The 22252-nt window shown below is 74.2% G+C and carries 26 protein-coding genes and 3 tRNA genes; 17 read left to right on the top strand and 12 right to left on the bottom strand.

The window, feature by feature from the left end; genetic code table 11:
* Positions 1–100: 100 nt before the first annotated feature.
* Positions 101–1216 carry a patatin-like phospholipase family protein gene (locus VFG42_RS03550; RefSeq protein WP_324905318.1) on the bottom strand — a complete coding sequence of 372 codons (1116 nt, stop codon included), beginning with the start codon at positions 1214–1216 and terminating at the stop codon, positions 101–103.
* A 125-nt stretch (positions 1217–1341) separates the two neighbouring features.
* Between VFG42_RS03550 and VFG42_RS03545 the strand changes: the two genes are divergently transcribed.
* Both VFG42_RS03545 and VFG42_RS03540 read left to right on the top strand, forming a co-directional pair.
* A complete protein-coding gene (locus tag VFG42_RS03545) occupies positions 1342–1719 on the top strand; it encodes a hypothetical protein (protein ID WP_324905316.1) in 378 nt (125 codons plus the stop codon).
* A gap of 9 nt (positions 1720–1728) precedes the next feature.
* A tRNA-Trp gene (locus VFG42_RS03540) sits at positions 1729–1799 on the top strand.
* A gap of 44 nt (positions 1800–1843) precedes the next feature.
* Here the strand turns inward: VFG42_RS03540 and VFG42_RS03535 are convergent.
* Positions 1844–2458 carry a response regulator transcription factor gene (locus VFG42_RS03535; protein WP_324905334.1) on the bottom strand — a complete coding sequence of 205 codons (615 nt, stop codon included), beginning with the start codon at positions 2456–2458 and terminating at the stop codon, positions 1844–1846.
* Positions 2459–2519: 61 nt separating this feature from the next.
* Between VFG42_RS03535 and VFG42_RS03530 the strand changes: the two genes are divergently transcribed.
* From VFG42_RS03530 to crcB (VFG42_RS03520), 3 genes are read left to right on the top strand one after another with little or no spacing between them, the layout of a single operon-like run.
* Positions 2520–3191 (top strand): sensor histidine kinase, encoded by a 672-nt coding sequence (locus VFG42_RS03530; protein WP_324905314.1) that lies wholly within the window; start codon positions 2520–2522, stop codon positions 3189–3191.
* A gap of 16 nt (positions 3192–3207) precedes the next feature.
* Complete coding sequence (crcB, locus tag VFG42_RS03525; protein WP_324905312.1) at positions 3208–3588, top strand: fluoride efflux transporter CrcB; 381 nt, start codon at positions 3208–3210, stop codon at positions 3586–3588.
* Positions 3585–3929: a fluoride efflux transporter CrcB gene (crcB, locus tag VFG42_RS03520; RefSeq protein ID WP_324905309.1), complete on the top strand. Its 345-nt coding sequence runs from the start codon at positions 3585–3587 to the stop codon at positions 3927–3929. The genes crcB (VFG42_RS03525) and crcB (VFG42_RS03520) overlap by 4 nt, the downstream gene beginning before the upstream one ends.
* Before the next feature lie 25 nt (positions 3930–3954).
* Here crcB (VFG42_RS03520) and VFG42_RS03515 read toward each other — a convergent pair whose 3' ends face one another.
* Together VFG42_RS03515 and VFG42_RS03510 are read right to left on the bottom strand one after the other, a co-directional pair.
* Positions 3955–4335 carry a DUF6636 domain-containing protein gene (locus tag VFG42_RS03515; RefSeq protein ID WP_324905307.1) on the bottom strand — a complete coding sequence of 127 codons (381 nt, stop codon included), beginning with the start codon at positions 4333–4335 and terminating at the stop codon, positions 3955–3957.
* 47 nt (positions 4336–4382) lie between these two features.
* Positions 4383–4465, bottom strand: a tRNA-Leu gene (locus VFG42_RS03510).
* Positions 4466–4528: 63 nt separating this feature from the next.
* Between VFG42_RS03510 and VFG42_RS03505 the strand changes: the two genes are divergently transcribed.
* Both VFG42_RS03505 and VFG42_RS03500 read left to right on the top strand, forming a co-directional pair.
* Positions 4529–5005, top strand: a complete 477-nt coding sequence (locus tag VFG42_RS03505; protein WP_324905305.1) for a hypothetical protein — start codon at positions 4529–4531, stop codon at positions 5003–5005.
* Between the two features lie 19 nt (positions 5006–5024).
* Positions 5025–5107, top strand: a tRNA-Leu gene (locus tag VFG42_RS03500).
* A gap of 287 nt (positions 5108–5394) precedes the next feature.
* Here VFG42_RS03500 and VFG42_RS03495 read toward each other — a convergent pair.
* Both VFG42_RS03495 and VFG42_RS03490 read right to left on the bottom strand, forming a co-directional pair.
* Positions 5395–6720, bottom strand: a complete 1326-nt coding sequence (locus VFG42_RS03495) for a PAS domain-containing protein (RefSeq protein ID WP_324905303.1) — start codon at positions 6718–6720, stop codon at positions 5395–5397.
* A gap of 69 nt (positions 6721–6789) precedes the next feature.
* Positions 6790–7683 (bottom strand): phenylalanine 4-monooxygenase, encoded by an 894-nt coding sequence (locus VFG42_RS03490; RefSeq protein WP_324905301.1) that lies wholly within the window; start codon positions 7681–7683, stop codon positions 6790–6792.
* A gap of 105 nt (positions 7684–7788) precedes the next feature.
* On the opposite strand from VFG42_RS03490, the gene VFG42_RS03485 reads away from it, so the two are divergent.
* Genes VFG42_RS03485 through VFG42_RS03475 form a run of 3 tightly spaced genes read left to right on the top strand, consistent with a single transcriptional unit; the run spans position 7789 to position 9727 of the window.
* A complete protein-coding gene (locus tag VFG42_RS03485) occupies positions 7789–8259 on the top strand; it encodes an Lrp/AsnC family transcriptional regulator (protein ID WP_324905299.1) in 471 nt (156 codons plus the stop codon).
* Complete coding sequence (locus tag VFG42_RS03480; RefSeq protein WP_324905296.1) at positions 8256–9329, top strand: hypothetical protein; 1074 nt, start codon at positions 8256–8258, stop codon at positions 9327–9329. The genes VFG42_RS03485 and VFG42_RS03480 overlap by 4 nt, the downstream gene beginning before the upstream one ends.
* Positions 9326–9727 (top strand): hypothetical protein, encoded by a 402-nt coding sequence (locus VFG42_RS03475; RefSeq protein ID WP_324905293.1) that lies wholly within the window; start codon positions 9326–9328, stop codon positions 9725–9727. Before VFG42_RS03480 ends, VFG42_RS03475 begins: the two co-directional genes overlap by 4 nt.
* Positions 9728–9740: 13 nt before the next feature.
* On the opposite strand, the gene VFG42_RS03470 is transcribed toward VFG42_RS03475, so the two are convergent.
* Both VFG42_RS03470 and VFG42_RS03465 read right to left on the bottom strand, forming a co-directional pair.
* Positions 9741–10511: an inositol monophosphatase family protein gene (locus tag VFG42_RS03470; protein WP_324905290.1), complete on the bottom strand. Its 771-nt coding sequence runs from the start codon at positions 10509–10511 to the stop codon at positions 9741–9743.
* Positions 10508–11902, bottom strand: coding sequence for an amidase (locus VFG42_RS03465; RefSeq protein ID WP_324905288.1), 1395 nt, complete (start codon positions 11900–11902; stop codon positions 10508–10510). The genes VFG42_RS03470 and VFG42_RS03465 overlap by 4 nt, the downstream gene beginning before the upstream one ends.
* Positions 11903–12032: 130 nt before the next feature.
* On the opposite strand from VFG42_RS03465, the gene VFG42_RS03460 reads away from it, so the two are divergent.
* The 4 genes from VFG42_RS03460 to VFG42_RS03445 all read left to right on the top strand — a co-directional run bounded on the left by VFG42_RS03460 (position 12033) and on the right by VFG42_RS03445 (position 17045).
* Complete coding sequence (locus VFG42_RS03460; protein WP_324905286.1) at positions 12033–12662, top strand: hypothetical protein; 630 nt, start codon at positions 12033–12035, stop codon at positions 12660–12662.
* A gap of 25 nt (positions 12663–12687) precedes the next feature.
* Positions 12688–14667: an acetoacetate--CoA ligase gene (locus VFG42_RS03455; protein ID WP_324905284.1), complete on the top strand. Its 1980-nt coding sequence runs from the start codon at positions 12688–12690 to the stop codon at positions 14665–14667.
* A 42-nt stretch (positions 14668–14709) separates the two neighbouring features.
* Positions 14710–15411, top strand: coding sequence for a DUF4389 domain-containing protein (locus tag VFG42_RS03450; protein WP_324905282.1), 702 nt, complete (start codon positions 14710–14712; stop codon positions 15409–15411).
* Between the two features lie 95 nt (positions 15412–15506).
* Positions 15507–17045, top strand: a complete 1539-nt coding sequence (locus VFG42_RS03445; protein ID WP_324905280.1) for a hypothetical protein — start codon at positions 15507–15509, stop codon at positions 17043–17045.
* An 11-nt stretch (positions 17046–17056) separates the two neighbouring features.
* Here the strand turns inward: VFG42_RS03445 and soxR are convergent, their stop codons facing one another.
* From soxR to VFG42_RS03425, 4 genes are all read right to left on the bottom strand, one after another.
* Positions 17057–17497, bottom strand: a complete 441-nt coding sequence (gene soxR, locus VFG42_RS03440) for a redox-sensitive transcriptional activator SoxR (protein WP_324905278.1) — start codon at positions 17495–17497, stop codon at positions 17057–17059.
* 33 nt (positions 17498–17530) lie between these two features.
* Positions 17531–18502, bottom strand: a complete 972-nt coding sequence (locus VFG42_RS03435; RefSeq protein WP_324905276.1) for a hypothetical protein — start codon at positions 18500–18502, stop codon at positions 17531–17533.
* A 48-nt stretch (positions 18503–18550) separates the two neighbouring features.
* Positions 18551–19387: an aldo/keto reductase gene (locus VFG42_RS03430; RefSeq protein ID WP_324905273.1), complete on the bottom strand. Its 837-nt coding sequence runs from the start codon at positions 19385–19387 to the stop codon at positions 18551–18553.
* Positions 19388–19466: 79 nt separating this feature from the next.
* The gene (locus VFG42_RS03425) at positions 19467–19850 is read right to left on the bottom strand and encodes a thioesterase family protein (protein WP_324905271.1); all 384 of its coding nucleotides are present in this window, start codon (positions 19848–19850) and stop codon (positions 19467–19469) included.
* Between the two features lie 27 nt (positions 19851–19877).
* Here VFG42_RS03425 and cofD point away from each other — a divergent pair, with 27 nt between their 5' ends.
* From cofD to cofE, 3 genes are read left to right on the top strand one after another with little or no spacing between them, the layout of a single operon-like run.
* Complete coding sequence (gene cofD, locus VFG42_RS03420; RefSeq protein WP_324905269.1) at positions 19878–20807, top strand: 2-phospho-L-lactate transferase; 930 nt, start codon at positions 19878–19880, stop codon at positions 20805–20807.
* Positions 20804–21505 carry a 2-phospho-L-lactate guanylyltransferase gene (cofC, locus tag VFG42_RS03415; RefSeq protein WP_324905266.1) on the top strand — a complete coding sequence of 234 codons (702 nt, stop codon included), beginning with the start codon at positions 20804–20806 and terminating at the stop codon, positions 21503–21505. The genes cofD and cofC overlap by 4 nt, the downstream gene beginning before the upstream one ends.
* Positions 21502–22251 carry a coenzyme F420-0:L-glutamate ligase gene (gene cofE, locus VFG42_RS03410; RefSeq protein ID WP_324905264.1) on the top strand — a complete coding sequence of 250 codons (750 nt, stop codon included), beginning with the start codon at positions 21502–21504 and terminating at the stop codon, positions 22249–22251. Before cofC ends, cofE begins: the two co-directional genes overlap by 4 nt.
* The last annotated feature ends 1 nt before the right edge of the window (position 22252 follow it).

Below are 22252 nucleotides of genomic sequence, written 5' to 3'. Positions count from 1 at the left end.
GTTCAGGCGCGAGCCTCCCCGGGCTCGCGTCGCGTCAAAAGAGGGTAAACCGGTCCATACCCGCTCATCAAGCGGGCCGACCGCCGCCCTCCCCGATCGTTCAGGCCGCGCGGCGGCCCGCGGCGCCACCGCCACCGCGCCCGCGCCGCGAGCCACCGGCCGCGCGCTGCCGCGCCCGCGGCGCCGCCGTCCCCCGCCGCCGGTTGCGCTCGGGCATCAGCCGGCCGCTGCCGCGCAGCTCGCGCAGCGCCAGCGCGGTCGTCTTGCGCGCCCGCTCCATGACCTCCACGCGCCGTCCGCGCGCCATCAAGTTGAGGCCCATGCCGACCACGTCCTCCTCCGACGGCTGGACGAGCAGGAGCTCGGTCCCCTCGGCGCGCAGCTTGCGCGCCTCGCGTCCCAGCCGCCGTCCCGACAGCCCGCGCACCAGGCCGCCGACGCGCTCGGCCGGCGTTCCGCCCGCCAGCTCGGCCAGCGACGACGTCGGGTTGAGGCAGATCACGAGGTCCAGGTCGCGGCCCGCGAGCAGGTCGAGGTTCGACATCGAGCAGACGCCGCCGTCCACGTAGCGTCGCCCGTCCACCGCGACCGGGTGGTAGAAGCCGGGGATCGCGCACGACGAGGCGACGGCCGGGCCGACGCTCGCGCGCGGCGCGTCCTCGCGGCCGAACGCGACGCGCTCGCCGGTCCGGTAGTCGGCGGCGATCGCCCAGTAGTTGGGGTGGTCGGGCCACTCGCCGGCGACGAAGGTCTCGACGAGGTCGCTGATCGGCCGGGTCGACACGAAGCCGCGCGGCAGCCAGCCCGCGAGCATCGCGCTGGGCGCGTGGCGGCGCGGATGGCGCAGCGTGTTGATCGCCAGCCGCCACGAGCCCGGCCCGATCGGCGGCGGCGCGAGCTGCAGCCTCAGCGCGTCGCCGGTCATCCGCTCGGCGACCTCGTCGAGCTTCTCGGGTCCGCCCACGCGCGCGGCCAGGCGCGCGACGCGCCCGTCGACGTCGTCGACCTCGTCCAGCGTGCGCCCGGAGCTGTAGGCGGCCAGGTACTCGGGAGCGATCCCATCGGCGACCAGCGCGCCGACGACCGATCCGGCCGACGTGCCCACGACGAAGTCCGCCGAGGACGGGTCCCAGCCGGTCTCCGTGGCCAGCGCCTCCAGCGCGCCGATCAGCCACGCCGCGCCGACGACGCCTCCAGCACCCAGGACCAGACCCACCCTCATGTTCATGATCTGTCCACCAAGTTCCCTGCAGAAACCCGATTTCCGGAACCGAGGGGTTCCTGCGCCCCAGGTTCCGGAGCTGCGTGGTCGACGCCGGGACCGGCGATACTCCGTGCCACATGCCCACGCTCGCCATCGAAGGCCCCCGCGTCGTCGTCCACCTCAGCGGCCCCCAGGCCGTCATGGCGCTGGCCCGGCAGGTCTCGGTGCCGACCGCCGCCGTGGCGTCGGTGCAGCTGGTCTCCAACGGGGCCGACGTCGACCTCGGCTGGCGCGTCGGCGGCACGTCGATCCCGCGCCGGCTCTGGTTCGGCCGCTTCCGCCGCCGCGGCAAGGGCCGGACGTTCGCCGCGGTGTACGCCGGTCAGCCCGCGGTCGTCGTGCGGACCGCGCCCGGCGAGGCCGACTGGGACAAGCTCGTGCTGACGCTCGAGGACGCGCGCGACGCGGCCGAGACCATCCGAGCCGCCGCCGGGCTGCCCGCCGTCCTACAATGAGCCCCCGCTGGGGCACTGGTGTAGTGGTAACACGACGGTCTCCAAAACCGTAACTCGAGGTTCGATTCCTCGGTGCCCCGCTGCCGCGGCCGCCGCCCGTCGCGGCCGCCCCCGCGCCGGGGGCCTAGAGCACCAGCTCGCCCCGGCGCAGCGCCACGACGATCGCGTGGGCGCGCGTGCGGGTCCCGAGCTTGCCCATCGCGTTGCGGACGTGCGTGCGGATCGTCGCGACCGACAGCACCAGCTCGGCGGCGATCTCCTCGATCGACCGGCCCTCGGCCAGGTGGGCCAGGATCTCGCGCTCGCGGGCGGTCAGCACGCGCTCGGGCTGCGCCCCGGCGCCGTCGGCGGCCGCCGCGCGCAGGCGATCGCGCACGCCCGGGTCCACGAACGTCCCGCCCGCCGCCACGGCCCGGACGGCGTTGAGCATCGTGCGCGGATCGCTGGTCTTCAGCGTGAAGCCGCGAGCGCCCGAGGCCAGCGCGTCCTCCAGGACCTGCGGGTCCTCCATGCCGGTGTAGAGCAGGACGCCGAAGCGTCCGTCGCGGCGCAGCAGGCGGCGGGTCAGCTCGACGCCGCTGCCGTCCGGGAGGTCGACATCGACCAGCGCGACCGACGGCTGGGCGGCCACGATCGCGTCGTGCCCGGCCTCCGCGGTGCCCGCGCGGCCGACCACGGCGAAGCCCTCCCGCTCGAGCACGAGGCACAGGCCCTCGCGCACGGTCGGGTGATCCTCCACCACCACGATCGATCGACGTGTTTCCGGCACGCCGCTTCACGGTAGTTGACGGCTTGGTCTGATGACGCACGATCCAACCGAAGAACTCGACGCCGTCGCCGCGGCGCTGGCCCACGACCTGCGCGCGCCGCTGCGCGCGATCGACGGCTTCTCACGCATCCTGCTCTCCGAGGAGCGCAACGCCGAGCTGCCCGAGGACACCCGGCGCTACCTGGCGCTGGTGCGCGACGCGGGCACCGAGCTGGCCGAGCTGCTGGACGACCTCGTCGACATCGTCCGGATCGGCCGCAGGACGCCGGCGGTCGAGGAGGACGTCGACGTGGGGCAGCTCAGCCGCGAGCTGATCGAGGCGGTCCTGGCGCCGCGGGCGCAGGGCGTGGCGTGGACGATCGACGACGCGCTGCCGCCGTGCCGCGCCGACCCGGCGCTGCTGCGGCGGCTGCTGGAGGAGCTGCTGGACAACGCCGTGAAGTTCGGCGCGGGACACGTCGAGGTCGGGTGGGACGCCGACGCGAGCGCCTACGTCGTCGCCGACGACGGCATCGGCGTCCTCGGCGAGCTGCCCGCCCAGGCCTACGAGATCTTCGGGCGCCTGCACGCCCGCGACGCCTACCCCGGGACCGGCGCGGGCCTGGCGATCGCGTGCCGGATCGCCGCCCTGCACGGCGGTCGCCTGTGGGTGGCGGGACGCGACGGCGGCGGGGCCTGCGCGCGCTTCACCGTCGGTCGCTGATAGAAGCGGCGGTCGAATGCCGCCCGCGCTCGAGCTCCGCCTGCTCTCCGTCGTATTCTGCGGCGGCTGCGTGGGCACGCTGGCGCGGGCCGGGATGACCGAGGCGATCGCGCCGTCGCCGGGCCACTGGCCGTGGGCGACGTTCGTCGTCAACGTCGTCGGCGCCTTCGTGCTCGGGTGGATCGCGACGCATCGCGGGCCGGCCGACCACGCCCGCCAGCTGATCGGGACCGGGTTCTGCGGGGCGTTGACGACGTTCTCCACCATGCAGCTCGAGGTGTTGCGGATGCTCGACGCCTCGCGCGTGGGCCTGGCGCTGTTGTACGTGTCGGGCAGCGTGGCGGCGGGCCTGACGGCCGCCTACGCGGGCTCGTCCCGCCGGAGGTCGCGCGTGTGAGCGCCGGGACGTGGGTCGCGCTGACGCTGGCCGGCGGCCTGGGCGCGGTGGCGCGCGCGCTGATGACGCACGCGGTCAACACGCACGTCGGGCGGTCCTATCCGTTCGGGACGCTGGCCGTGAACCTCAGCGGCGCGTTCGCGCTGGGCCTGCTGTCGGCCGCCGGGCTGTCCGCCGCCGCGCTGGCGATCTGCGGGACCGGGTTCATGGGCGGCTACACGACGTTCAGCACGTGGATGTACGAGACGCGGCGCGCGACCCGCTCGTACGCGGTCGCCAACGTCGTGGCAAGCGCGATGCTCGGCGTCCTGGCGGTCTGGCTGGGCCGGACGATCGCGTAGGGCCGCGGCGCGGCGCCCGCGAGCGTCAGAACAGCTTCTGCGTCTCGCGCGAGAGGCTGAAGCCGTGGCCGGCCTTCGTCGCGCAGCGCAGGCCGGTCGTCCGCGACGTGCACGTGAACGGGCCGTGGTGCTGGGTCGTGCCGTAGGCGATGACCTTGGCCTTCGGATCGGCGACCGTGTCGCCGACGCACAGCCGCCGCGCACGCCCCTGGGCGTCCAGGCCGAACGCGTCGCCGTAGTCCAGCTCGCAGGACTTCGGCCGCTTCGGCCGATCCGCGACGTCGCGCACGTCGCAACGCAGCGACGCCGGCGACGTCGAGTACGCGCAGGCGATGCCGTGCGACGGCGTCTGGAACGTCGTGATCGACGACGCCATCGTCAGCGCGAGCAGGACCGGCGCGAGCACGCGGCGACCCTAGCGGGAACCGCGCGTCGATCAACCATCCTCTGTGATGCGGGCGGAGGGACTCGAACCCCCACGGCCAGTGGCCACGAGGACCTAAACCTCGCGCGTCTACCAGTTCCGCCACGCCCGCCGGAGCGCGACGACGGCCATGACCGTCGCGCGCGACCGGAAAGGATTGTAAGGTCGACCCGGGATGGAGGAGACGAACGTGATCATCGAGCACCCGAATCGCGAGAAGGCGTCCAGCAGGGCCGCCCGCGCGACGGTGCTGCTGCTGCTCGTCGTCAGCGTCGTGCTGATGGCGATCGTGACCATCGGCGGCTGGTCGGTGCTGGAGAGCGCGAAGTCGATCCAGATCGCCTACATCATCATCTACCTGATCATCGCCTACTACGTGGCGCAGTGGAACCGCGGCGTGCTGCCGATCGCGGCCGCGCTGGCGATCATCCTGGTGATCTTCGCGGCCGTCGCCGTCCCCGGCTGGGTCGACCGCGACGCCAACGGCTTCGCCCAGCCCGCGCTCGACTCCGGCGTCCTGGCGATCGTGACCGCGCTCATCATCCCGGTCCAGATCCTCCTCATCGCCTTCGCGATGCGCGCCTTCAACCAGGCCTGGAACGTCGAGGTCGAGCGCACGCCCGACTCGCGCTCCACCCCTCAGCCCGCCTAGACTCCCTCTTCCTTCACCTGCCCGGGTGGCGGAACGGTAGACGCAGAGGACTCAAAATCCTCCGCCTGCAAGGGCGTGTGGGTTCGAATCCCACCCCGGGTATTGACGCGCCGGCGCCGGCGCGGCGAGCGCCGCCAGGGCGAAGAGTGGGTTGATGATGTGGTCGGTGACGCGTGGCAGGCCGCCCACGCAGGTCGTCCCCGGCGGCCACCAGGAGAGCGTGCCTGGCCCGCTGAAGCCGTGGTCCTGGCACAGGCCCACGCCGGACGAGCCGCGGTGGAGGACGACGAACAGCGGGACGGGATCGTCAGGTAGAGCCCGGCCGCCGCGGCGAAGCGCCTCACGCGCCGGACGCCAACCGGTCGTCGCCCGGCGGGCGGGCCCTACGCCTACGCCCGCGCCAGCGCCAGCACGTGCTCGGCCGCGCCCGTCACCGACGACCGCACCGCCGCGGCGTCCGCGCGCGCGTCCTTGGCGTGCGTCGCGTCGCGCAGGGCGGCAAACGTCTTCAGCTGCTCGCGTGCGTCGGCGACCTGGTGGGCGATGGTGCCGAAGAGGTCGATGATCGCCTCGTCGTGCAGGCGAGCGCCCTCGACGCGGCCGTTGACCTCCAGCGCGCGGACGACGCGCAGATGCGAGTCGACCACCCGCACGCCGGACTCGACGGCCTCCAGGCGGGTGCTGAAGTCGGTGATGCTGACCGCCAGGCGCTCGCCGCCGTCGGCCAGGCCGTCGGCCAGCGCGGTCAGCTCGCCGGCCAGCGACGCCGGCTCGGCGCCGGTGGCCCGCAGGTCGGCCAGGAACGCTCCGACCATCTCGGTCATCAGCTTGCTGGCGGCGATCCGGAAGCCCATCGCGCCGAGCAGCTCCAGCGCGGCGTCCAGGTCGGTCTTCAGCGCCCGGATCGGCGGCTCGGCCTCGTCGGAGCGCCGCCCGAGGATCTCGGCCACCGCGCCCAGCGCCGCGCCCTCCTCCCCCAGCCGCGCGCTCGACAGCACGGCGTTGAGGGCAAACAGCCGGATCTCCTCGGCGAGGTCCAGCACGAACGCCGACTTCTCGCCCAGCGCGGTCGCCAGCTCGCCGTAGCGCTCGAGGTCGGCGACCAGCCGGTCGAGCGCCGCCTCGGCGTCGCGCACGATCGCGTCGGTCTCCCCCGCCGTCCCCAGGGCCGCCGCCCGCGCGGTCACCTCGGCCATCAGCGCCGCGTGCATGAACGCCCGGTAGGACGAGAAGCCGTGCTCGGCCAGCAAGGCCTCCAACTTCTCCACGCCCGCCGCGATCGACGGCTTGCGCCTGCGCACGTCGCCGCCCTCGACCTCGCGCTCGACGCGCGCGACCTCGCGGTAGATCTCCTGGGCGACGGCGAACAGCGGGCTCGTCGGCTTCAGCCGCACGCTCAGGTAGCCGTCCGCGATCGGCACGACGAAGGCCATCACCCAGTAGAAGCCGCCGTCGGCCGAGCGGTTCTTGACGTAGGCGGCGACGCCGCGGCCGGCGTGCAGCGCCTCCCAGAACGTCCGGAACACCGCGCGCGGCATGTCCGGGTGGCGGACCACGTTATGGGCCTTGCCGACCATGTCCTCCAACGGGATCGCCGAGACCCGCGCGAAGACCTCGTTGCCCGAGCGGATCACCCCCTTGGGATCCGTCGTGGAGAAGAACAGCTCGTCGAGCGAGAACGGGCGCTCGTGCCCGGTTACGGCGTGGGACGACATCTCTCCACGCCATCGGCCACCGCCCGCGCGGCTGGAGGCCGGGTGGACGATCGACGCGCGCGCCGGGTGTCAGCGTGCTGCCGCCGCGGCGGCCAGGCGCGCCGGCGTGTCGTCGTCGGCGCTCGCGAAGAACCCGCCGACCACGTCCTCCAACTCGCCCATCGACGCCGCCGCGTAGAGCACCGGCTGGTACTTGGTGATGTCGTACTCGATGGTCACCATCTCGGCCAGGTCCAGCGGCCGGATCCGCATGTGGCGGAACTCCTCGATCTCGCCGTAGGACGACAGGATGCCCGCCCCGTAGGCGCGCAGCTCACCGTCCTCCCGGACCACGCCGAACTCCATGGTGAACCAGAAGACGTCCGCGATCGCCTGCAGCGCCTCGTCGGTCGCCACGCGCTGCGCCGCGCGTCCCGCCTCGCGCTTGATCGCGGCGAAGCGCGGCGACGCCAGCAGGTTCCCGTGCCCGATGACCTCGTGGATGACGTCCGGCTCCGGCGTGTACAGCGGCTCGGACGGATGGCGCACGTACTGCGTCGAGTGGAACACGCCGTCGCCCAAGGACCCGTAGAACTCGCGCAGCGCCACCAGCCCGGGCGCCGGGTGGTAGGCGAAGCCGGTCAGCGGCGCGAGGCCGGCGGTGACCTCGTCGAGCTGCGGCACGCGGTCCTCCGGCAGCCCGAGCGCCGCCTTGGCCCGCAGGAACTCCGAGCACGCGTACCGCTCGTGCTTGGTGTGCAGCTCCCGCGACACCGTCCGCCAGACGGCGTTCTCCTCGTCGTTGTAGGCGATCCGCGGCAGCGGCTCGCCCGGCGTCCAGGCGACCGCCGCGGCGGCGATCTCGTTGCGCCGGGCGCGGTAGCGCTCGTCGTGGAAGCCGGGGTGGTCCTCGCCGAGGTGGACCTCGACGGTCCCGTCCTCCCCGGTCGTCACCGGCGAATACAGCTGGGCCTCTTCGAACATCCTGTCGTCAGTGGACCACCGCGCGCCCGCGCCGGCAAGATCGTCCACCGAGACTGGACAGTTCGTCCTGCTCTGCCCACAAGATGGGCATACTCGCTGGTCAAGATGACCATCGACGCGCTCGACGCCCGCATCATCGAGGTGCTCCGCCAGGAGCCGCGGATCGGCCTGGTGGAGGTCGCCCGCCGGCTGGAGGTCGCGCGCGGCACCGTGCAGGCGCGGCTGGCCAAGCTGCAGGAGCGCGGCGTGATCCGCGGACACGGCCCGGAGATCGACCCGGCGCGCATGGGGTACCCCGTGCTCGCGTTCGTGTTCCTGCAGATCGCGCAGGGGCGGCTGAAGGAGGCCGTCGCGGTGCTGACCTCCACGCCCGAGGTGCTGGAGGCGACGGCCACCAGTGGTCCGTCGGACCTGCTCTGCCGCATCGTCGCGCGCGACACCGAGCACCTCCAGGAGATCGTGAACCGCTTGTTGTCCAACAACGCCATCCGCCGCTCGACGAGCTACATCGCGCTGTCGCAGCCGATCCCGTTCCGCACCGGGCCGCTGGTCGCCGAGGCCGGGAGCGCGGCGTGATCGCGGCGTTCGCCGCGACGCTGGCGCTCGGCCTGGCGTCGCAGCCCGGGACCGCCGCGCACGTGCGCGCCGAGCACGCGACCTGGCGCTATCAGTACCTCACCGGCGGCGTCAACACCGGCCACGGGTGGAGCACGTGGAACCCGGACGGGACGTTCGCGTCGCGGTACGTGCGCGAGTCGCGCGACCACGGCCTGACGCCGGTGCTGACCTACTACCAGCTGTTGCAATCCCACGGCGCGGGCGACGGGCTCGGCGAGGCGGCCAAGGACCTCGCCAACCTGAAGGACAACGCGTTGATGAAGGCCTACTACGACGACCTCGCGCTGGCGCTGCGCCGGGCCGGCGAGGCGGCGGGCGGCAAGACGGTGGTGTTGCACGTCGAGCCCGACCTGTGGGGCTACGTCGAGCAGCGCGCCGGCGATCCGGCGCAGGTCCCGGCGGCCGTGGCGTCGACCGGCGACCCGCGCCTGGCCGGGCTGCCGGACACCGCGGCGGGCTTCGCGCAGGCGATCGTGCGGCTGCGCGACGCGGTGGCGCCGAAGGTGCGGCTGGGGTACCACATGTCCACATGGGGCACGGGCGTCGACCCGGTCCAGCAGAACCCGTCGCCGGGCGAGGTCGACCGGCTGGCGGCGCGCGGCGCGGCGTTCTACCACGCGCTGGGCGCGCGCTTCGACCTCGTGTTCAGCGACCCGTCGGATCGCGACGACGGCTTCGACGCCAAGGTCAACGGCGACCATGGGCGCAGCCGCTGGACGACCGGCGACTACCGGCGCGACGCGCGCTGGCTGGCCGACATGCATCGCGCGACCGGCCGTCCGCTCGTCATGTGGCAGATCCCGCTGGGCAACTCGACGCTGCCGAACGCCTGGGGCCGCTACCGCGACACGCACGTCCAGCGACTGCTCGGCCACGACCCACGCTGGCGCCGCGCCTACCGCGACGCGGGCGTGATCGCCTTCCTCTTCGGCGGCGGCGCGGACGGCACGACGACCGAGCGGACGGACGGCGGCGTGTTCAAGCGGCTGGCCGCGCGGTACTCCCGCGCTAGATTGCGCACCAAATGACCGCCACCATCAAAGGCCCCGCCCGGGCGATCGTCGCCGACAAGAACTACGCGCACCTCTCGGTCCCCCGCGAGGACGGCTCGATCCTCTCCGTCGTGATCTGGTCCGACCTGGACGACGACGGCAACATCTTCGTCAACTCCGCCGAGGGCCGGACCTGGCCGCGCCTCCTGCGCCGGGCCGGCCGCGCGACGCTCTCGTGGGCCAACGCGAGCAACCCCTATGAGTTCGTCTCGGTGACCGCCAAGCTCGTCGGCGACACCCACGACGGCGCCGACGCCGGCATCGACGCCCTGGCCAAGAAGTACATGGGCGTCGACACCTACCCGGGGCACTCCGAGGACGAGCAGCGCGTGCAGTTCACGCTCCAGCCGGAGCGCGTGACGCACAAGAGCTGAGCGCCGCCGCGCCTCAGACCACGATCGTCCGCAGGTCGTCCGCGATCGTCCCGTGCGCGGCAAGCACGCCGGAGGGCAGCTCGCCGACCGGCGCGAGCCGTTCCACGTGCAGCCCGGCCCGCGCGCAGATCAGCTCGCCCGCGGCGATGTCCCAGAGGTTGACGCCGCGCTCGTAGTAGGCGTCGAGGCGGCCCGCGGCGGCCCAGGCGAGGTCGAGCGCCGCGGAGCCGCCGCGGCGGATGTCGCGGGCGGCGGGCAGGACGCGGCCGGCCACCTCGGCCTGGAGGGCGCGGCGCCGGGCGTCGTAGCCGAAGCCGGTGGCGACCAGCGCGTGGGCGAGGTCCTCGGGCGCCGCCGGCGTCAAGTCCACGCCGTTGAGTCGCGCGGGCCCGTCGGCGGTCGCCGTGAACAGCTCGTCGCGGATCGGGTCGAAGACCGCGGCGGCCAGGCCCTCGCAGGCGACGCTCACGCACCACTGGGGCAACCCGTACAGGAAGTTGACCGTGCCGTCGAGCGGGTCGACGATCCAGCGCCGTCCGGAGGTGCCCGGCGTGTCGTCGCCCTCCTCCCCCATGATCGCGTCGTCGGGCGCGCGGCGGCCGAGGATCTCGCGGATCGCGGCCTCGGCGGCCAGGTCGGCGGCGCTGACCACGTCGGTCGACGTCGACTTCGTGGCCAGCACGCGCTCGGAGCCGAAGCGCTCCTTCAGCAGCGCGCCGGCCGTGCGCGCGCACTCGACGGCGACGTCGAGCAGCTCCTCGTGGCTCACGGCCGCGCCGCTCACGCGATCGCCCCCGGCCGACGGTCGATCCACGGGCGCGCGCGCTCCAACTGGGCGGCGAGCGCGACGAGCCGCTCGTCCTCCCCGTGGCGCCCGACCAGCTGCACGCCGACCGGCAGGCCGTCGCGGTCCAGCGTCGCCGGCACCGACGCGGCGGGCTGGCCGGTGATGTTCCAGGCGGGCATCCAGGTCAGGCGCTCGGCCCCGCGCAGCAGGTACGTGCCCGTGCCCCAGCGGCCGACGGCGCCGACGCGGTAGGGCCCGTCGGCGGCCGCGGGCGTCAGCAGGACGTCGACGTCGTCCCACAGGCGGGCCAGGCGCGCGGCCTGGTCGGCCTCCGAGGTCCGCATCCAGCGCACGAGCGCCGCCGGCAGCGCGCGGCCGATCGCCGCGACGTGGCGCGTGCGCGGCTCCAGGCGCTCGGGGTGCGGCATCGCGGCGGCGACGTCGTCGGCCACGCCGCGCGCGATCCGCAGGATCGCCGCCGGCCAGAGCGACGCCGAGTAGTCCGGGTCGCGCTCGACGACCTCGTGGCCGAGGCCGCGCAGCAGCTCCGCCGTGTCCTGGACCGCCTGGCGCTCCTCGCGTCCCAACCGCGGCATCGCGCCCGCCGGCGCCTTCGTGCTGACCGCGATCCGCAGCGGCCCCGGGTCGCCGGACGCGGCGGCCCGCGCGAAGCGGCCGTCGGCGTCGCCGGCCGTCGCGTCCAGGAACAGCGCCGCGTCGGCGACGCGACGCGCCATCGGCCCGTTAACCGACAGGCCCTGCCAGGCGTCGTCGTGCGGGGCGACCGGCACGCGGTCGCGCGTCGGCTTGAGGCCGAACAGGCCGGTCCACGCGCTCGGGTTGCGGATCGATCCAGCGCCGTCGGAGCCCAGCGCGACGCCGCACAGGCCCGCGGCCGTCGCCGCCGCGCTGCCGCCGCTGGAGCCGCCGGGCGTCCGGTTCAGGTCATAGGGGTTGCGCGCCGAGCCGAAGGTGGTGGTGTCGGTCGCGGGCAGCATCGTCAGCTCGGGCACGAGCGTCTTGCCGACGACGATCGCGCCCGCCGCGCGCAGGCGCGCCACGACCTCGGCGTCGCGCGCGACCGGTCCGGCGTGCGCGGCCGTGCCCCACGCGGTCGCCTCGCCCGCGACGTCGACGTCGTCCTTGATCGCGACCGGCACGCCGAGCAGCGGCCGCGTCGCGTCGCCGGCGCCCCGGCGCGCGTCGGCCTGGTCGGCGTCCAGCAGCGCCCGCTCGGCGAGCACCGCCCGGTAGGCGTTGAGCGTCGGGTTGAGGCGGTCGATCCGCGCGAGCGTGGCCTCGACGACCTCGCGCGCGGAGGCCTCTCCGTCGCGGATGAGACGGGCCTGCTCGGCGGCGCCGGCGAGAGCGAGCGTGGTGGCGTCCATGGACGCTGGACGGTATCGGCGCGGCGCCGCGACCGGCGGCGCCTTCGTGGCGCATGCCGACACGAAGGCGCCGCCGGTGGGCGGCCGCGGGGTTCAGGAGAACGCCGAACGCGCCGATGCTTCGCGGACCATGCCCCGCGGACTCCTCGTGCTGGCCGTCCTCGGCGCCTTCGCCGGCGCGGAGACCGCGCAGGCCGTGGCGAGGACGCACGGCAGGCACGCGCCGGCGAAGCGGCGCAAGGCGACGGTGCGCCCGGCGCGCGCGGTCAAGCTCGGCGGCGTCGCGTGGGTCCCGCCCGCGACCGCCGGCGCGTCGCGCCCGCCGCTGGCCGGGACGCCGACCGGCGTCGGCGGCGACACGACGACGACCGACGGCGCCGCCGCGCCCGGCATCCCCGCGCCCGCCACGACCACGACCACGGACGGCGGCGGCGCGCCCGACCCGCCCGCCCAGCAGGCCCTCGGCGTCACCGTCGACGAGCGCACCGGCTACACGATGGTCCTCTCTCGCACGCGCCTGTCCTCCGGCAGCGTGGTCGTCCAGCTCATCAACAACGGCGCCGACGCCCACAACCTCCGGATCGTCCGCACCGACCCGTCCGGCGACCCGCCGACCGACCTGCCCGAGGCGCCCAAGCAGTCTCAGACGTCCAAGGCGCTCACGCTCCAGCCCGGCAGGTACTACCTCTTCTGCACGCTGACCACGCCCAAGAGCCACGAGCAGGCCGGGATGCACGCGACGCTCCGCGTCGACCCGTGAGCTTCGGTGTGCAAGAGTCCCGCTCGTGGCCGAGACGGAGCCGGAGCTGCTGTGGACACCGACCCCTGAGCGGGTCGAAGCGGCGACGCTGACGCGGTTCGCGCGCTGGGTGCAGGCCACGCGCGGCGTCGACGTCGTCGACGCCTACGAGGACCTGCACCGCTGGTCGGTCGACGACCTCGACGGCTTCTGGTCGGCGGTCTGGGAGTTCTTCGACGTCACGGCCTCGACGCCGCCCGAGCGGACCCTCGGCGACCGCTCGATGCCCGGCACCGAGTGGTTCCCCGGCGCGACGCTCTCCTACGCCGAGCACCTCTTCCGCGGCAAGCCCGACTCGGCGCTCGCGCTCCAGCACGCCTCCGAGCTGCGCGAGCTGGACTTCATGACCTGGGGCGAGCTGCGCGACCTCACCGCGCGCATCGCCACCGGCCTGAAGTTCCTCGGCGTCACGCCCGGCGACCGCGTCGTCGGCTACATCCCCAACATCCCCGAGGCGATCGCCGCGTTCCTGGCCTGCGCGTCGCTCGGCGCCACCTGGTCGTCGTCCTCGCCGGACTTCGGCACCCGCAGCGTCGTCGACCGCTTCGCGCAGATCGAGCCGAAGGTCCTGATCGCGGTCGACGGCTACCGCTACGGCGGCAAGGACTTCGACCGCCGCGACGTCGTCGCCCAGCTGCGGCAGGAGATCCCGAGCCTCGAGCACACGGTCCTGCTCGACTACCTCGGCGCCGACGGCGACCCGCCCGCCGGCACCATGCCCTGGCGCGAGCTGATCCGCCAGCAGGAGCCGCTGGAATTCGCCCAGCTGCCGTTCGACCACCCGTTGTGGGTGGTGTACAGCAGCGGCACGACCGGGCTGCCCAAGCCGATCGTCCACGGCCAGGGCGGCGTCCTGCTCGAGCACCTCAAGGTGATGAACCTGCACCTGGACGCCCAGGCGGGCGACCGCGTGTTCTGGTTCACGACGACCGGCTGGATGATGTGGAACTTCCTGGTCGGGGTGCTGTTGACCGAGGCCTCGATCGTGCTCTACGACGGCAACCCGGGGACGCCGACGCTCGACCGCCTCTGGGACCTCGCCGCCGAGGCCGAGATCACGACCTTCGGGACGAGCGCCGCCTTCATCGCCTCGTGCATGAAGGCGGGCATCGATCCGAAGTCCAAGGACCTCAACAAGCTCGAGGCCGTCGGCTCGACCGGCTCGCCGCTGGCGCCCGAGGGCTTCCAGTGGGTCTACGACCACGTCGGCGCCGACACCTGGCTGTTCTCCACCAGCGGCGGGACCGACGTCGTCAGCGCGTTCGTCGGCGGCGTCCCGACGCTGCCGGTGTACCGCGGCGAGCTGCAGGCCCGCGCGCTGGGCGCCGACGTCCAGGCCTGGGATCCGGACGGCCGCCCGTTGACCGGCGCGGTCGGGGAGCTGGTGCTGGCCCAGCCGCTGCCGTCGATGCCGGTGTTCTTCTGGGGCGACGACGAGGAGCAGACGCGCCTGCGCGAGTCCTACTTCGACGTCTACCCCGGCGTCTGGCGCCACGGCGACTGGATCGAGATCACCGAGCGCGGCACGGCCATCATCTACGGCCGCAGCGACTCCACCATCAACCGCGGCGGCATCCGCATGGGCACCAGCGAGATCTACCGCGCGGTGCTGGCCGACGACGCGGTCGTCGACGCGCTCGTGGTCGACATCCCTGACCGCCCCGGCCACCCCGACGGCTGGATGCCGTTGTTCGTGGTCCTGCGCGACGGCGAGGAGCTGACCGACGACCTCGTCGCCCGGATCAAGGCGCGCATCCGCACCGACTGCTCGCCGCGCCACGTGCCCAACGAGGTCCAGCGGATCGCGGAGGTGCCCCGCACGCTCAGCGGCAAGGCGCTGGAGGTCCCGGTCAAGCGCATCCTGATGGGCCGGCCCCCGGAGGAGGCGGCCTCGCGCGACTCGCTGGCCAACCCCGCCGCGCTGGACGTCTTCGTCGCGATGGCTCCCGGGTCAGAGGGCGGTTAGCCGCCCTATCCACCGGCGGAGTTGCCGATTAGGCTCACCGCCGTGACCGATCAGCCCATGTACGACGTCGAGTTCGTCGAGGACCGCAGCCGTCTCTCGACGTTCTTCCGCTACCTGCTCGCCATCCCCCACTTCATCGTGCTGTTCGTGTGGGGGCTGGTCGCCTACATCGCGGTGATCGTCGCGTGGTTCGCGATCGTCCTCACCGGCCAGTACCCCGCCGCCCTCTACTCGTTCGTGTACGGGTTGGCCCGCTACGCGGCGGCGGTCTACGCCTACGTCCACCTGCTGACCGACGAGTACCCGCCGTTCGGGCCGGACGTCGAGAGCTACCCGGCGCAGCTGAAGCTCCCGGACCAGCCGCTGCCCGAGTACGACCGCATCAAGACGCTGTTCCGCATCATCTTGATCATCCCGCCGGCGATCATCGCCTACGCCATGTCGATCGTCGCGGAGATCGGCGCGTTCCTGGCGTGGGTCCTGATCGTCGTCACCGGCAAGCAGAACAAGGGCCTGCAGGACTTCACGCAGCTCGGCCTCAGCTACCAGGTCCGGCTGCTGCCGTACTACATGCTGATGACCGAGACGTGGCCGTCGTTCACCAACCCCGACGGCGACGCGCTGCCGGGCGGCTTCGGCGGCCCCGAGCTGCCGGGCGCGCCGGCCACGTCGCCCGCCCCGCCGGCCGCGCCCGAGGCGCCGCGCGGCGGCGGCCTCAGCGGCGGCGACCCCCTGAACGGCTGACCTGAGCCGCAGGATCGCGTGGAGGTTCGCGCCGCGAACCTCCACAGTGCCTGGCGATCAACAGGTGTTCGAGCGGCCCGACCGACCACCGGGCCATGCTCCTCCCGGCCCCTCGGCAGGTCGCGCTGGCCGCCGCGTTGGCGGCGCTGCCGCTCGTCGCGCCGACCGCGGCGCGCGCCGACCTGCTGACCACGCGCGCCGGGACCGGCACCGCCGGCGCGATCGGCGAGGGCGTCCCCGCGCCCGCCGCGCAGCTCAACGGCCCGCGCGGCCTGGCCCGCATGGGCGACGGCTCGATCCTGATCGCCGACACGCTCGACAACAAGATCCGCAGGATCGCCCCGGACGGCACGATCACGACGGTCGCCGGCAACGGCACGGCGGGCGACGCGGGCGACGCCGGCCCGGCCGGCGCCGCGTTCCTCGACGGCCCGCGCGACGTCGCCCTCGCGCCCGACGGCGTGACGATCTACATCGCCGACACCGGCAACCACCGCATCCGCAAGGTGACGCCCGACGGCTCCATCACCGCGTTCATCGGCTCCGGCGTGGCGGGCGACGCGGGCGACGCGCAGCTCGCCGGCGACGCGCGGCTCGACACGCCGTCCGGGATCGCCGTGGAGCCCGACGGCCGCGTGCTGATCGCCGACACCCTCAACAACCGCGTCCGGGTCTACACGCCGTCCGACGGCAGGATCTGGGCGGCGGCGGGCACCGGCGTCGCGGGCGCGCTCGGCGACGGCGGCGACCCGAAGGTCGCGCAGCTCAACGGGCCGCAGGACGTGAGCGTCACCGCCGACGGCGGCTACCTGATCGCCGACACCACCAACAACAGGATCCGCGGCGTCGACGCCGCGGGCACGACGATCGCGACGGTCGCCGGGACCGGCACCGCGTGCTCGGCGACGCTCGGGTCGTTGTGCGGTGACTACGGCCCGGCGGACGGCGCGGGGCTCACCGCCCCGGCGGCCGTGCGGGCCGACGCGACCGGCACCGGCTTCCTGATCGCCGACACCGGCGACGACCGCGTCCGGCGCGTGTCGGGGACCGGCACGATCACGACGGTCGCGGGCTCCGGCGTCGCGTGCGCGAGCCCGACGCTGCTGTGCGGCGACGCCGGCCCGGCGGCGCTCGCGCTGCTGAGGGCGCCCAGCGGCGTGCTGGAGCAGCCGGACGGGACGTTGTTGGTGGCCGACACCGGCGACCACCGCCTGCGGGCGCGGATCCCGGATCCGCGGGGGCCGGCGGGCGCGGCGGGCGCCGGCGGCCTGGACGGCGCCGCCGGGCTCAGGGGCGCCGACGGCCTGAACGGGCTCGCCGGCCAGGACGGCCCGGTCGGCCCGGTGGCCAAGACGCCGCTGGCGATCGCCTTCGCCTCGGGCAGGCTGACCGGCCGCACGGCGCGGCCGACGGCGCCGCGCGTGGTCCTGACCGCGCCCGCGACCGTGACCGTCCGCGTCAAGCTCGGCACCCGCACCGTCGTCGCCAAGCGCCTCACCTTCCAGACGGCCGGACGCAAGCAGCTCCCGCTCGGGACGCTGAAGGCCGCGACCTACGCGGTGACGACGACCGCCACCGACGGCGCCACCCAGGCCGTCGACCGCGCGGCATTGCGCGTCCTGCCGGGGCGCTGAGGCGCCGGCCGCTACGGCGTCGCCACCCAGAACCGCGGCCCCGACCCCGACCGGCCCGCGCGGTCGTCGGGGTTGGCGAGCTTGCAGCGGTCCAGCGACAGGCAGCCGCACCCGATGCACTCGGTCAGGCCTGCCTTCAGGCGCTCCAGCTCGGAGATCCGCTCGTCGATCCGGTCCGACCAGCCCGCCGACAGCCGCGACCAGTCCGCCCGCGTCGGCGCGCGGTCCGGCGGCAGCTTGCCCAGCTCCACCCCGATCTCCTCCAGCGTCAGCCCGATCTTCTGCGCGAACACGATGAACGCGATCCGCCGCAGCACCGGCCGCGGATACCGCCGATGCCCCGATCCCGCCCGCTCGGACGCGATCAGCCCCCGCTCCTCGTAGAACCTCAGCGCGCTCGCGGCCACCCCGCTCCGCTTCGCGACCTCGCCGATCGGCAGCAGCGTCGACATGACGCTGAACCTTACTTGAGCTTGAAGCCTGCGCTACCGCAGCGGCAGCGGCGGCGGCTCGGGCGCGTCGATGTCCGGCGGCGGCGGGGCGGGCGTCGTCGGACGCAGGCCGACGGCCAGGAGGAACGCGGCGGCGATCGCGAGCGCCAGCGGCCAGCCGACGAGCGTGGCGTGCACGATGCCGGTCGAGGTCAGCGTGGTGAAGAGCACGAGGTTGACGACGCCGAGGTAGGCGGGTCCCGGCTGGCGGTCGACCGAGCTGTAGGCGACGAGGCCGAAGCCGGCGGCGACGATCAGCAGCTCCCAGCCCCAGGGGACGCCGCCGCCCTCGAGCCAGAGCTCGCGCGCGCCGCCGTACGCGTGGCCGGAGAGCGAGACCCAGTCGGTGGCCCAGGCCTGCAGCGAGAACGACAGCGCGATGCCCAGGACGGCCAGCCCGGCGGCGTTCACGAGCGCCACGCCGTGCCGGGGACGGCGGTCGCGGTTGCCGATCGCGGCGACCCCGAAGACGGCCATCTCGGCCAACAGGAGCCAGCGAAACGGCGAGATCGAGTCGGGCGTCGCCACCCAGCCGAGGCCGGTCAGCGCCGCCGACCCCGCGGCGATCGCCCCGACCAGCGTGCACACGGCGCTGTTGTGGCGGACCGAGAACGCGAAGCCCAGCAGCGCGACCGCCAGGAGCACGAGCGTCGCCGCGCGCAGCACCGGCACCACGTCGTTGGCGCCGACGCATCGCACGAGCGCGAGCAGGACGGCCGCCCACAGCGAGATCGTCGCCAGGTACAGCACCGACTGGTAGGCGCGCGGCTGGTCGCCCTCCATCGGCGCCAGCGTCGCCATCGCGCCGACGAACGCGAGCGCGACGGCGCCGTAGGCCAGGTGCACGCCGGGCGCCCACGCCTCCTGGAAGCGGAAGGCCAGCGTCCACACCAGCGTCACGAGCACGACGACGCCCGCGGCGATCACGTCGCCACGGAACGGCTTCGGGGTCAGGAGGGCCAGCACGCGAGGGCCTTCGCCGTGCGCTGGGCGCCTCCTGCCGGGGCTCGACGCCTACCCGAACGTGTCCGGGTCAGGACCGATCCGCTCGCCGCGGTCCAGGGCCTCGATCGCGGACACCTCGTCGCCGGTCAGCGTGAAGCCGAAGACGTCGAAGTTCTCCGCGATCCGCGACGGCGTCACGGACTTCGGGAAGACGACGTTGCCGAGCTGCAGGTGCCAGCGCAGCACGACCTGGCCGGCGGTCACCCCGTGGCGCTCGGCGATCTCGACCAGCGCCGGGTCGTCGAGCACCGCGCCCTGCGCCAGCGGCGACCAGGCCTCGGTGACGACGTTGAGGTCGGCGTGCTCGCGCCGCAGCCCCGGCTGCTGGAGGTAGGGGTGCAGCTCGATCTGGTTGACCACGGGCGCCACGCCGGTCTCGGCGACGATCCGCTCCAGGTGCGCCTGCTGGAAGTTCGACACGCCGATCGAGCGGGTCAGGCCCTCCTGCTGCAGCTCGACCAGCGCCTTCCAGGTCTCGACGTACCGGTCCTTGGACGGGACTGGCCAGTGGATCAGGTAGAGGTCGACGTGCGACATCTCCAGGCGCTCCAGCGACGCGTGCAGCGCGCGCTTGGCCTGGTCGTGTCCGTGGTCGTCGTTGAAGCACTTGGTCGTGATGTACACGTCCTCGCGCGCCAGCCCGGCGGCGCGCACGGCCTGCCCGACCTCGGCCTCGTTGTTGTACGCCTTGGCCGTGTCGATGTGGCGGTACCCCGTCTCCAGCGCGCGCAGCGTCACCTCGACGGTCTCCTCCGGCGGGACCTGGAAGACGCCGAAGCCGAGCTGGGGGATCTGCTCGCCGTCGCGCAGCTGGACGGTGGGAACGGTGGAAGGGGTCGAAGCCATGTCCCTCGCGCTTCCCGGCCACCGCTCGGGCTAACCCCGACCGGGTGCGAGTGCGCGCCCCCTCATCGCTAAGAGATGCTCACGTGTGCTCGGTCGGGGCCGACTGCCGCCCCGGCGCGGGCACCACGCGCCGCTCGTGGGTCCCGACGCCGATCGTGCGGTCGCCGGCCAGGACCTCGACGTCGAAGCGGTACTTGCGCTCGTCGGCGACCTCGCGCAGGACCGCCCGCGCCACGCACGCCGAGCCCTCGAAGGCGGCCGCGACGTGCTTGACGTTCACCTCGAACCCGACGGTCGCGGTCCCCGGCGCGATGTGCAGCAGCGCCAGCGAGGTCGCGGCGTACTCCATCATCGCGATCATCCCCGGCGTCGAGAGGACCGGCGTCGCCAGCGCGCCTCGAACGTCGGTCAATAGCACTCCCTCGGCGACGAACGCGTGCTCGTGGATCTCGGTCGTGCTCACCGGCGGCACGTTATCGTCCGCCGCCGCATGGACTTCGACTCCCGCTCCCCGGTGGTCGTTCTGGCCGGAGGCACCGGTGGCGCGAAGCTCGCCCGCGGGATGGCCGACGTGGCCGGAGACGACCTCGTCGTGATCGCCAACACCGGCGACGACGTCGAGATCTACGGTGCCTACGTGGCGCCCGACCCAGACCTGGTCGCCTTCTGGCTGGCCGACCGCATCGACGAGCGCGGCTGGGGCCTGGAGGACGACACCTTCAACGTCATGGACGGCCTGCGCGAGCTGGGCGTCGACGTGTGGTTCAACCTCGGCGACCGCGACCTCGCCTACGGCGTGCGCCGCGCCGAGCTGCTGGCCGAGGGCGTCCGCTACACCGACGCCGTCGGAGAGCTGACACGCGCGCTCGGCCTTTCGTCCGCCGTCCTGCCGATGGCCGACGCGCCCGTGCGCACCACGATCCGCTCCGGCGACCGCACGCTCGCCTTCCAGGAGTTCATGGTGCGCGAGCGCGCCCAGCCGCCGATCGACGACGTCCGCTACGAGGGCGCCGCGCAGGCGTCGCTGAGCCCCGAGGTCGCCGCGGCGCTGCGCAACGCGCGGGCGATCGTCGTCGGCCCGTCCAACCCGGTGATCTCGATCGGCCCGATCCTCGCCGTGCCCGGCATGGCGGAGGCGCTGCGCGAGTCGCCCGCGCCGGTCGTCGGGGTCTCCCCCGTCGTCGGCGGCCAGATCGTCAAGGGCCCGTCCGCGCCGTTTTTGACCTGGGCGGGCGTGGAGGTCAGCGCCGCCGGCGTGGCCGAGTACTACGGTGACCTGCTGGACGGCATCGTCTGCGACGAGGAGCTTCCGGCCGGCGGGCTGCCGTCGCTGCGCGTCGATACGCTGCTCAACGATGTTGCGCAGCGCCGCCGCGTGGCCACCGACGTGCTGAGCTTCGCCGAGGGGCTGCGCGGATGACGCCGGCCCGTCGCGGCAAGACCGTCGCGGTCCTGCCGGTCAAGCGCTTCGGCGCGGCCAAGCAGCGCCTCGAGGGCGACCTCACCGAGGGCACGCGCCGCGCGCTGGCCGAGGCGATGGTCACCGACGTGCTGATCGCGCTGCGCCGCGCCCAGGAGGTCGACGAGGTGCTGGTCGTCTCCGGCGAGACGATGGCCGTCGCGCTGGCCGGCGGCTACGACGCCGCCGCGGTCGTCGACGACCCCGACGACGCCGGCCACAGCGCGGCCGCGCTGCGCGGCGTCGAGGCCGCGGCCGAGCGCGGCGCCACGCGCGTCGTGCTGGTCCCGGGCGACTGCCCGGCGCTGGACCCGGCCGAGCTGGATCGCCTGCTGGCCTCCGCTCCGGCCGTGGTCGACCCGGGCGCGCCCGAGGTGATCGTCGTGCCCGACCGCCACGGCGACGGCACCAACGCGCTCGTGCTCGCGCCGCCGGACGCGATCCGGCCCGCGTTCGGCCCCGGCTCGCGCGAGCGCCACGAGCGCCTGGCCGCCGAGGCGGGCGCGACCGTGCGCGCGGTCGAGGTCGTGACGCTCGGCCTGGACGTCGACACCGCCGACGACCTCGCCGCGCTGAGCGCGGCGCTGCAGGACGTCCGCGGCGGCGCCTCGCACACGCGCGGGCTGCTCGCGCGCTTCGGGCGGGTCGGCGGACGGTGATCGGCGCCCGCGCGCTCCCCGGGCTTCCCGAGGTCCGCGAGGGCGACGACCTCGCGGCGCTGCTGGCCGCGGCGCGGGGCGACGCCGGCTTCGCCCCGGGAGACGTGCTGGTGGTCGCCCACAAGGTGGTGTCCAAGGCCGAGGGCCGCGTGGTCGCGCTGGACGACGTGACGCCCTCGCCGCGCGCGCTGGAGCTCGCGGCGCGCCTCGGCAAGGACGACCCCCGTCACGTCGAGGTCGTCCTGCGCGAGACCGCCGAGGTCGTCCGCGCCGAGCACGGCGTGCTGATCTCCCGCACCCACCACGGCTTCGTGTGCGCCAACGCCGGCGTCGACGCCTCCAACGCCGCGCGCGGCGACGAGCTGATCCTGCTGCCCGTCGATCCCGACGCGTCGGCCCGCGCGCTGCGCGCCGCCCTGCCCGGCCATCCGGCGGTCGTCGTCGCCGACTCCTTCGGCCGCGCCTGGCGCCACGGCCAGTGCGACGTCGCGGTCGGGATCGCCGGCCTCGCGCCGCTGGAGGACTTCCGCGGCGCCACCGACCGCGCGGGCCGCGAGCTGAAGGCGACGTGGATCGCGATCGCCGACCAGGCCGCCGCGGCCGCCGACCTCGCGCGCGCCGGCAAGGACGCGGGCGAGCCCGCGGTCGTCCTGACCGGTTTGGAACGCCACGTGCTACCCGTCGGCGACGACGGCCCGGGCGTCCAGGCGCTGGTACGGGCCCGGGAGGAAGACCTGTTCGGCTAGG

The sequence above is a fragment of the Baekduia sp. genome (assembly GCF_035685985.1).
Taxonomy (GTDB): domain Bacteria; phylum Actinomycetota; class Thermoleophilia; order Solirubrobacterales; family Solirubrobacteraceae; genus Baekduia.
Note: the sequence above shows the minus strand (reverse complement) of the source record. Positions and strands in the feature narration are given on the sequence as shown.

Coding starts and splice junctions, on each gene's coding strand:
- VFG42_RS03545 (WP_324905316.1), top strand. CDS start 1,342: ATGCCCACGCTCGCCATCGAAGGCCCCCGCGTCGTCGTCCACCTCAGC.
- VFG42_RS03530 (WP_324905314.1), top strand. CDS start 2,520: ATGACGCACGATCCAACCGAAGAACTCGACGCCGTCGCCGCGGCGCTG.
- crcB (WP_324905312.1), top strand. CDS start 3,208: ATGCCGCCCGCGCTCGAGCTCCGCCTGCTCTCCGTCGTATTCTGCGGC.
- VFG42_RS03505 (WP_324905305.1), top strand. CDS start 4,529: ATGGAGGAGACGAACGTGATCATCGAGCACCCGAATCGCGAGAAGGCG.
- VFG42_RS03495 (WP_324905303.1), bottom strand. CDS start 6,720: ATGTCGTCCCACGCCGTAACCGGGCACGAGCGCCCGTTCTCGCTCGAC.
- VFG42_RS03490 (WP_324905301.1), bottom strand. CDS start 7,683: ATGTTCGAAGAGGCCCAGCTGTATTCGCCGGTGACGACCGGGGAGGAC.
- VFG42_RS03485 (WP_324905299.1), top strand. CDS start 7,789: ATGACCATCGACGCGCTCGACGCCCGCATCATCGAGGTGCTCCGCCAG.
- VFG42_RS03475 (WP_324905293.1), top strand. CDS start 9,326: ATGACCGCCACCATCAAAGGCCCCGCCCGGGCGATCGTCGCCGACAAG.
- VFG42_RS03465 (WP_324905288.1), bottom strand. CDS start 11,902: ATGGACGCCACCACGCTCGCTCTCGCCGGCGCCGCCGAGCAGGCCCGT.
- VFG42_RS03460 (WP_324905286.1), top strand. CDS start 12,033: ATGCCCCGCGGACTCCTCGTGCTGGCCGTCCTCGGCGCCTTCGCCGGC.
- VFG42_RS03445 (WP_324905280.1), top strand. CDS start 15,507: ATGCTCCTCCCGGCCCCTCGGCAGGTCGCGCTGGCCGCCGCGTTGGCG.
- soxR (WP_324905278.1), bottom strand. CDS start 17,497: ATGTCGACGCTGCTGCCGATCGGCGAGGTCGCGAAGCGGAGCGGGGTG.
- VFG42_RS03430 (WP_324905273.1), bottom strand. CDS start 19,387: ATGGCTTCGACCCCTTCCACCGTTCCCACCGTCCAGCTGCGCGACGGC.
- cofD (WP_324905269.1), top strand. CDS start 19,878: ATGGACTTCGACTCCCGCTCCCCGGTGGTCGTTCTGGCCGGAGGCACC.
- cofC (WP_324905266.1), top strand. CDS start 20,804: ATGACGCCGGCCCGTCGCGGCAAGACCGTCGCGGTCCTGCCGGTCAAG.